Origin of the sequence: Stenotrophomonas sp. PS02298, assembly GCF_029959445.1 — a bacterium.
Taxonomy (GTDB): domain Bacteria; phylum Pseudomonadota; class Gammaproteobacteria; order Xanthomonadales; family Xanthomonadaceae; genus Stenotrophomonas.
Genome location: NZ_JASCOR010000164.1, coordinates 1 through 9,297, shown reverse-complemented (window position 1 = coordinate 9,297; position 9,297 = coordinate 1). Strand labels below are relative to the sequence as shown.

6 protein-coding genes are annotated in these 9,297 nt (G+C 64.1%); all 6 read right to left on the bottom strand.

The window, feature by feature from the left end:
* Positions 1-50: 50 nt before the first annotated feature.
* The 6 genes from QMX78_RS17930 to QMX78_RS17905 all read right to left on the bottom strand — a co-directional run bounded on the left by QMX78_RS17930 (position 51) and on the right by QMX78_RS17905 (position 8,967).
* Complete coding sequence (locus QMX78_RS17930; RefSeq protein ID WP_282272078.1) at positions 51-644, bottom strand: TIGR00730 family Rossman fold protein; 594 nt, start codon at positions 642-644, stop codon at positions 51-53.
* A 125-nt stretch (positions 645-769) separates the two neighbouring features.
* Positions 770-2,194, bottom strand: a complete 1,425-nt coding sequence (lpdA, locus tag QMX78_RS17925) for a dihydrolipoyl dehydrogenase (RefSeq protein WP_282272075.1) — start codon at positions 2,192-2,194, stop codon at positions 770-772.
* 129 nt (positions 2,195-2,323) lie between these two features.
* Entirely contained in the window at positions 2,324-3,523 is a 1,200-nt protein-coding gene (sucB, locus tag QMX78_RS17920) for a dihydrolipoyllysine-residue succinyltransferase (protein WP_282272073.1), read from the bottom strand.
* Between the two features lie 42 nt (positions 3,524-3,565).
* The gene (locus QMX78_RS17915; protein WP_282272072.1) at positions 3,566-6,397 is read right to left on the bottom strand and encodes a 2-oxoglutarate dehydrogenase E1 component; all 2,832 of its coding nucleotides are present in this window, start codon (positions 6,395-6,397) and stop codon (positions 3,566-3,568) included.
* A gap of 174 nt (positions 6,398-6,571) precedes the next feature.
* Positions 6,572-7,477: a GNAT family N-acetyltransferase gene (locus QMX78_RS17910; protein WP_282272070.1), complete on the bottom strand. Its 906-nt coding sequence runs from the start codon at positions 7,475-7,477 to the stop codon at positions 6,572-6,574.
* The gene (locus QMX78_RS17905; RefSeq protein ID WP_282272069.1) at positions 7,474-8,967 is read right to left on the bottom strand and encodes a cupin domain-containing protein; all 1,494 of its coding nucleotides are present in this window, start codon (positions 8,965-8,967) and stop codon (positions 7,474-7,476) included. Before QMX78_RS17905 ends, QMX78_RS17910 begins: the two co-directional genes overlap by 4 nt.
* Between the last annotated feature and the right edge of the window lie 330 nt (positions 8,968-9,297).

Genomic DNA, 9,297 nt, shown 5'->3' with positions numbered 1-9,297 from the left:
GGCGTGAGCCTCGCGGCTCACGCCACTCCTGCAAAAAGACCGCCGCTGCCTCAACGCAGCGCGTTGCGCTTCTTCTCGTCGAACCACTTGTCGGCCTGCGCCGGCGAGTAGTTGCGCATCCACTCCAGCATCTGCGTGGCGTCGTCGCCGTACCACAGGTCTTCCCGCTGCTCCGGGTGCAGGAAGCGCTCGCTGACCATGGTGTCGATCATGCCGATCAGCGGCTGGTAGAAACCGTCGATGTCGAGGAAGGCGCAGGGCTTGTGGCCGATGCCGAGCTGGCGCCAGGTCAGCATCTCGAAGATCTCCTCGGCGGTGCCGAAGCCGCCGGGCAGGGCGACGAAGGCATCGGACAGGTCGAACATGCGCGACTTGCGCTCATGCATCGAGCCGACGATCTCCAGCGAGGTCACGCCCTTGTGCGCCACCTCCATGTCCACCAGGTGCTGCGGGATCACGCCGGTGACTTCGCCACCTGCTGCCAGCACGCCATCGGCCACCGCGCCCATCAGGCCGGTGCGGCCGCCGCCATAGACCAGACGCAGGCCTTCGTTGGCGATGCGCGTGCCCAGTTCGGTGGCGCGTTCGACGTAGATGGGCTTGGCGCCGGGGTTGGAGCCGCAATAGACGCAGATGGACTTCATGTGTTGTTCCTGATGGATGGGAAGAGGTGGTCGTTCTGCTGCCAATGAATGCGCACGCAGACCGTGGACTACAAAAGCAAGAAGGCTCCGCCTTGGCGGAGCCTTCAGGTCACAGGCCGTGGAGCTTAGTTGGCCTTGTGGATGGCGCGCTTGGTCACTGCCATCGCCGCGTCGTGCACTGCCTCGGACAGCGACGGGTGGGCGTGGCAGATGCGGGCCAGGTCATCGGACGAGCCGCTGAATTCCATGGTCAGCACACCTTCGTGCACCAGCTCGGAGACATTGGCGCCAACCAGGTGCATACCCAGCACGCGGTCGGTTTCGGCGTGTGCCAGCACCTTGACGAAGCCAGCCGGCTCCACCATGGCGACGGCGCGGCCGTTGGCGGCGAACGGGAAGCTGCCGGCCTTGTACGGGATGCCCTCGGCCTTGAGCTGGGCTTCGGTCTTGCCGACCCATGCCAGTTCCGGTTCGGTGTAGATGACCCACGGGATGGTGTCGAAGTTGACGTGACCCGGCAGGCCAGCGATCAGTTCAGCCACGGCGACGCCTTCTTCAAAGCCCTTGTGGGCCAGCATCGGGCCGCGCACGCAGTCACCCACCGCCCAAACGCCATCGACGCCGGTGTGGCAATGGTCGTCGACCACGATCTGGCCGCGCTCGTTGATCTGCACGCCGGTGCCATCGGCCAACAGGCCCTTGCTGGCAGCGCGACGGCCAACGGCCACCAGCAGCTTGTCGACGGTCAGGCTCTTCTCGCCTTCGGCATCGGTGTAGCTGACGATGACTTCTTCGCCCTTGATCTCGGTCTTGGAGACCTTGGCGTTGAGCAGGATGTTCAGGCCCTGCTTCTTGAATTCCTTGGCGGCAACCTTGGCGACTTCCGCATCGGCAGCAGCCAGGAAGTCCGGCAGTGCTTCCAGGATGGTGACGTCCGAACCCAGGCGCTTCCACACGCTGCCCAGCTCCAGGCCGATCACGCCGGCGCCGATCACGGCCAGGCGCTTCGGCACTTCGGTGAAGTCCAGTGCCCCGACATTGTCGACGATGTGCTTGCCGTCAAACTTGGCGAACGGCAGTTCGATCGAATCCGAACCGGCGGCGATGATGACGTTGGTGCCCTTGAGCTCGACTTCCGAACCGTCGTGCTGCTTGACCTTGACCACATTGCCGGCCTGCAGCTGGCCGAAGCCGTAGTAGGTGGCAACCTTGTTGGCCTTGAACAACTGGGCGATGCCGCCGGTGAACTGCTTCACGATGGCGTCCTTGCGGCCGACCATCTTGGTCACATCGATCTTGGCGTCGTTGAAGCTGATGCCGTGCTGATCGAAGATGTGGCCCATATTCCAGTACTGGCGCGAGGAGTCCAGCAGCGCCTTGGACGGGATGCAGCCCACGCGCAGGCAGGTGCCGCCCAGGGCCGGCTTGCCGTCCTTGCCCAGCGCTGCATCGATGCAGGCGGTCTTCAGGCCCAGCTGTGCGGCGCGGATGGCAGCGTGGTAGCCGGCCGGACCAGCACCGATGACGACGACGTCGAATTGTTCAGCCATTTGAGATTCCTTGTTGCCTGTCCCTTCTCCCGCCGGGAGAAGGTGGCGCGTAGCGCCGGATGAGGGTGCGGGTGAGGCTTGCCCTCACCCCAACCCCTCTCCCGCGAGCGGGAGAGGGGCTCGGAGCAATTACAGACCGAACAGCATGCGGCCCGGGTTTTCCAGCTGGTTCTTGATGTCCACCAGGAACTGCACAGAATCCTTGCCGTCGATGATGCGGTGGTCATAGGACATGGCCAGATACATCATCGGGGCGATCACGACCTGGCCGTTCTCGGCGATCGGACGGTCCTTGATGGCGTGCATGCCGAGGATGGCGCTCTGCGGCGGGTTGACGATCGGGGTCGACATCAGCGAGCCGAAGGTGCCACCGTTGGTCACGGTGAAGGTGCCGCCCTGCAGTTCTTCCAGTGACAGCTTGCCGTCACGGGCCTTCTTGGCGTAGTCGGCAATGGCCTTCTCAATGTCGGCGAACGACATGCGCTCGACGTTGCGCAGCACCGGGGTCACCAGGCCCTTGTCGGTCGACACGGCGATCGAGATGTCCGAGTAACCGTGATAGATGATGTCGTCACCATCGATCGAGGCATTGACCAGCGGGAAGCGCTGCAGCGCGTTGGCGGCAGCCTTCACGAAGAAGCTCATGAAGCCCAGCTTGATGCCGTGGGCCTTGACGAACTCTTCCTGCAGCTCCTTGCGCGCAGCCGAGACCTTGGACAGGTTGACTTCGTTGAAGGTGGTCAGCATGGCGGTCGAGTTCTTCGACTGCATCAGACGCTCGGCAATGCGCTTGCGCATGCGGGTCATCGGCACGCGTTCTTCCGGACGTGCACCGCCGGCCTTGCCGACGCCACCGTTGCGGGCGAAGTTGACGATGTCTTCCTTGGTCACTGCGCCATGACGGCCGGTGCCGGACACGTCAGCCGGGTTCACGCCTTCGGTGATGGCCGAGAAGCGGGCGCCCGGGGGCAGGGCGTCGGCGGCCGACTTGGCAGCCGGGGCCGGTGCAGCGGCAGCAGCCGGAGCGGCGGCGGCCGGGGCAGCAGCCTTCGGTGCCTCGGCAGCAGCGGCCGGGGCGGCAGCGGCAACCGCGCCTTCCTCGATGATCGCCAGGATCTGGCTCGAGGTGACGGTGTCGCCTTCCTGGAACTTGATTTCCTTCAGCACGCCATCAACCGGCGCCGGTACTTCCAACACGACCTTGTCGGTTTCCAGGTCGAGCAGGTTCTCATCACGCTTGACGGCCTCGCCAGCCTTCTTGTGCCAGGTGGCGATGGTGGCGTCGGAGACGGATTCGGGCAGTACCGGTACTTTGACTTCGGTGGCCATTTGGCTGATTTCCTGGTTTCGTTTTCTTGTGGAAAAGGGGGCTTATTCGGCGTAGTTGTCGTCGATCTTGTTGACCAGCGCGTCGGCGAGCAGCTGTGCGAGTTCGCGCAGGTGATCGGACATGTGGCCAACAGCAGGCGACGGAGAACGCGGGCGACCGGCATAGTGCAGCGCCTGGCCATCGGCCACGCATGCCTGCAGGTGGTGCTTGATCTGGTACCACGCACCCTGGTTCATCGGCTCTTCCTGGCACCACACGACGTCGGTTGCCTTGCCGTACTTCTTCAGTTCGGCAGCCAGCGCCGGGCGCGGGAACGGGTAGAGCTGTTCAACGCGAACCAGTGCCACGTCGTCCTGGCCGCGCTTGGTCACGTCTTCCAGCAGGTCGTAGTAGACCTTGCCCGAACACACGACCACGCGCTTGACCTTCTTGACGTCCGCGGTGGCGTCGCCGATCAGGTGCTGGAACTCGCCATTGGCCATTTCGTCCAGGCTGGACACGGCCAGCTTGTGACGCAGCAGCGACTTGGGCGACATGACAACCAGCGGCTTGCGGGTAGCCATGCGCATCTGGCGACGCAGCATGTGGAATGCCTGCGCCGGGGTCGACGGCACGCAGACCAGCATGTTCTCCAGTGCGCACAGCTGCAGGAAGCGCTCAAGGCGCGCCGAGCTGTGCTCCGGACCTTGGCCTTCATAGCCGTGCGGCAGCAGCAGGGTCAGGCCGGAGATACGGCCCCACTTTGCTTCGCCGGAGGCGATGAACTGGTCGATCACGACCTGGGCACCGTTGGCGAAGTCGCCGAACTGGCCTTCCCAGATGCACAAGGTGTTCGGATCGGTGGTGGAGAAGCCGTACTCGAACGCCATCACCGCTTCTTCGCTGAGCAGCGAATCGATGATGGTGGCCTGTTCCGGCGACTCGACCAGCTGACGCAGCGGCAGGTAGTAGTTGTCGGTCTTCTGGTCGTGCAGGATCGCGTGGCGGTGGGTGAAGGTGCCGCGGCCCACGTCCTGGCCGACCAGACGCAGTGCGTTGCCTTCGTCCAGCAGCGTTGCGTAGGCCAGGTTTTCGGCAAAGCCCCAGTCGCCGAGGATTTCACCGGCGGCCATCTTGCGACGGTCGTCGTACACCTTGGCAACGCGCGAATGTACTTCCACGCCTTCCGGAATGGTGTTGATCATGGTGGCCAGCTGGGTCAGCTTGCCCATGTCGACCTTGGTGCTGACCGGATCGGACAGCTTGCCCGACAGGTACTTCGACCAATCCACGTACATCTTGCTGGTGGCCGGGGTCTTTTCGACCTTGGCCAGCTCGGTGGTGACTTCGCCCGAGTCCAGCTTGTTGCGATAAGCGTCGACCATTTCCTTGCCGGCACCGGCAGCGATGACGCCTGCGGCTTCCAGCTGCTCTGCGTAGAGCTCGCGGGTGGTCTTGTGCTTGCGGATCACCTGGTACATCAGCGGCTGGGTGATCGCCGGTTCGTCGGCTTCGTTATGGCCCCAGCGGCGGTAGCAGACCAGGTCGATCACGACGTCCTTGTTGAACTGCTGGCGGAAGTCATAAGCCAGCTTGGCCGCGAACACCACGGCTTCGGGATCGTCGCCGTTCACGTGCAGGACCGGTGCAGCAACCATCTTGGCGATGTCGGTGCAGTACAGGGTCGAGCGTGAGTCGTCGCGGTTGGAGGTGGTGAAGCCCACCTGGTTGTTGATGACGATGTGCACGGTGCCGCCGACCGCGAAACCGCGGGCCTGCGACATCTGGAACAGCTCCATCACCACGCCCTGGCCGGCGAATGCAGCGTCGCCGTGGATCAGGACCGGCATCACCTGCTTGCGCGCGGTGTCGTTGCGGCGTTCCTGGCGCGAACGCACCGAGCCGACAACCACCGGATCGGCGATTTCAAGGTGGGACGGGTTGAAGGCGAGGGCCAGGTGCACCGGGCCGCCATCGCTGGCGACGTCGGCCGAGAAGCCCATGTGGTACTTCACGTCACCGGCAACGGCGCGGTCGTCGTGCTCGAACTTGCCTTCGAATTCGTCGAACAGCTTGCGCGGGTTCTTGCCGAGGGTGTTGACCAGCACGTTCAGGCGGCCGCGGTGGGCCATGCCGATGATCACGTCCTTGACGCCTTCCTTGCCGGCGTCGCGGATGATGGTGTCCATCATCGGAATCAGCGAGTCGCCGCCTTCCAGCGAGAAGCGCTTCTGGCCGACGTATTTGGTGTGCAGGTAACGCTCGAGGCCTTCGGCAGCGGTCAGGCGTTCCAGGGTGCGACGCTTGGTGTCGGCATCCAGGTTGTAGTTGCCACCGGCGGTTTCGAGGCGCTGGTAGAGCCACTGGCGCTGCTCGACTTCGGCGATATACATGAACTCTGCGCCGATCGAGCCGGCATAGGTCGCCTTCAGGCGCGCAAGCAGGTCGCGCAGCTTCATCCGCGGCTGGCCGCCGACACCACCGGTGCTGAACTCGTCGTTGAGGTCGGCATCGCTGAGGTGATGGAAGGGCAGGCCCAGGTCCGGCGGGTTGACCGGCGGGGTCAGACCCAGCGGATCGAGGTTTGCACCAAGGTGGCCGCGTGAACGGTAGGCGGTGATCAGGCGGCCGACATTGCGCTCGCGCTCGTCGCCGGAACCGGCGTTGGCGCCGACCTTGCCAGCATTCTTCGCGGCTTCGGTGATGTGTGCGATGGCGGCAGAGTGCGGCACATCGCCAGCTTCGCGGCCTTTGAAGCCGTCAAAGTAGGACTTCCACTTGGGGTCCACACTGTCCGGGGAGACGAGGTACTGTTCGTACAGGTCCTCGACATAGGAGGCGTTGCCGCCGGCGAGCTGCGATGATTGCGCAAACTGCTTCAGTAGATTGTCCACGATGGAGAGTCGGATTCACTTGTGGGGTAGTTCTGGGAACCGGCGGACCTGCTACAGCGTCACGCGCGGGCGTGTTCTAACCACGAAATTATACCCCTCACTGGACAGGAAGGGGCACCTACACTGTCCCGCGCATTAATACCTGACTGCGGCTTGTCCTGCCCAGGTCAATGCTCAGACACCTAGTACGCGAAGCCCGCTGCAATCACGTGAACGCTCCCAGATACGCTTGAACAGCGCTTCCTGCTGTTGCGCGCGGGCGGGGCTGTCCAGCGACAGCTCGCCTTCGACGCGGGCGCCCATTGGACGAAAGTAGCAGTCGCCCCGATCGTTGCTGATAGCGGCCGAACTGACCTCGCAGTCCATCGGGTCTACCGGCTCACGTACCTTGAACACACTGGGCAGACGCTGCGCCAGGGCGATGAAGGCCGCGGGCAGGGCGGACAGGTCGGCTTCGTGCAGCAGCACCAGTACCTGCTTGTCGTGACGGGCGGTGGCAAAGCGGCGCAGCGCATCCAGGACCAGTGCTTGGCCGAGCAGGGCGTCGTTGCCGCGTAGCTGCAGGTGCAGGTGGCGACGTGCGCCGTGGATGACCGCGGCCATGGCGGCGCGGGCCTGGTCCGGGTCCTGTACCCGCATCGCCCCGTCCAGACGCCGGCGCATGGTCTGGTGGCCGATGCCGGCCTCTTCAAATTCAACGCCTTCCGGCAGAAACCCGTTACAGGCATAGAAGTCGCGGGCGTGCAATTGAGCGTGCAGGCTGACTTCGCCCCAGCCGCGCTTGCGAGCGGCGCTCAGTAGCGTATTCAGCAAAGCCTGGCCTACGCCTTTGCCACGCCAGGCGGCCAGCACCGCCATGCGGCCGATGCGCTGATCCGGGGTCAAGCGGGCGGCGCCGATGGCTTGGCCGTGTTCAACCAGTGCCAGCGCGTGGTCGCTGAGCGGGTCCAGCTCGTCTATTTCCAGCTCGGCCGGGACGTTCTGCTCATCGACAAATACGGTATGACGCACGCCGTGCAGCAGTGCCTGCTGCATGGCGTAGTCGGCGATCTCCACATGGAAGATCGCGGTTTGACTCATGCCGACGGGGTTTCCGCGTCGTTTTCGTCTTCTTCCTCGCCGTCGTCACAGATGACCACGACCTCGACGCCTTCCTCATTGACCAGTACGGTCTCGATGCTGGCGCTGGACGGCTCGCCTTCACCGGCTTCGCTGTATTCGATCACCTCGATCTCGAGTTCCGGGGCATCGGCCTCGTCGTCGAAGTCTTCGTCGTCGAAATCTTCCTCGACCTGGCCTTCTTCGGCCACCTCGTCCATGGCTTCCAACGCGTCCTGCTCGGCGAGCATGGCGGCAATGGTTTCCACGTCCAGCAGCTGGTAATGGCCGCCGACAATCAGTTCCATCAACGCATCCCGGCCCTTGTTGCCGAGCTTGTTGAACAGCGCGATATCGATTTGTTCGGTACCGGCCAGGGTCTGTGCGTCCTTGATAGACAGCTGGAATGCCAGCCCGGAGCAGTACAGCGAGGCGCCACGGGTGGCGCGGCGCCAGGCCAGTCGGGCCCAGGGGTGGCGCTCGAGCACGCCGCCATTTTCCAGCTCGGCGACCACTTCTTCGGGCGACGGCGGCGCCTGCGAGGGCAGGATGTCGCCGGCGGCGCGGTAGGTGGTGATGAAGCGGCCGAACCAGTTGCCGAGGCGATCCGGGTCGTTCATGCGCAGCGCATTGAGCGCGGCGACCACGCGCTTCATGGCGGCCTCGTCGATCTCGTTCGGGTCTTCCGGCAGCTTCAGGTCCGGGTCCTGGAAGCGGATGGATTCGTCGGCGTCGGCGACCAGGTCGTCCAGGTAATCGCTGATCAGCTCAGCCGAGGACGGTGCACGCATGCCGAACGAGAAGGTCAGGCAGGGATTCACGGCAACGCCGTTGTGCGGCACGTTCGGCGGCAGGTACAGCATGTCACCCGGGCCCAGCACCCAATCGTGGGTCGCCTTGAACTTCTTCAGCAGCTTCAGTTCCACGTCGGGGCGGAACTCCAGCGACGGGCGCTTGCCCTTGGTCGACTCGCTGGCGTCGATCTGCCAGCGGCGCTGGCCGTGGGCCTGCAGCAGGAACACGTCGTACTGGTCGACATGGGCGCCAACCGAACCGCCGGTGGCGGCAAAGCTGATCATCACGTCGTCCATGCGCCAGCGCGGCAGGAAGTTGAAATAGGAGGTGAGGGCGCGCACTTCCGAGTCCCACTTGTCCACGTCCTGCACCAGCAGGGTCCAGTCGTGGTCGGGCATGCCGGGGAAGTCTTCTTCCTGGAACGGGCCGGTGCGCAGGGTCCAGCCGTCGGTGGCGCGGTCATGGCTGACGATGCGCGCCAGTGCGCCTTCTTCACAGGCCAGACCGGCCAGGTCTTCCGGCATTACCGGGGTTTCGAAGTCCGGGAAGGCGGCGCGGATCAACAGTGGGCGCTTCTGCCAGTAATCGCGCAGGAAGGTGGCCGAGCTCATGCCCAGCGGCAGGCCGGGCTTGGCCTGGACTTCGATCGGATAGGTCTTTTGCTTGCGTGCAGCCATGGGGGAAATCCTTTGCAACGGAGGTCGAACAGGGGCGCGCCGGGCGCGCAGACCTTCATTGTCCCCTTGTTCGCGGCAATGCGCACCGTAGGCGACTGATCTGGATCAAATTCAGCGAAAAGAATGCACCCGTAGTGCCGAGCCATGCTCGGCAGGGGCGTTACCAGTAATGCATCTGTAGTGCCGAGCCACGCTCGGCAAGGGGCTTTACCGGCGATGCAGATGTAGTGCCGAGCCATGCTCGGCAAGGGGCTTTACCAGCAATGCAGTTGTAGTGCCGAGCCATGCTCGGCAAGGGGCTTTACCGGGAAAGCTTCTGCCGAGCATGGC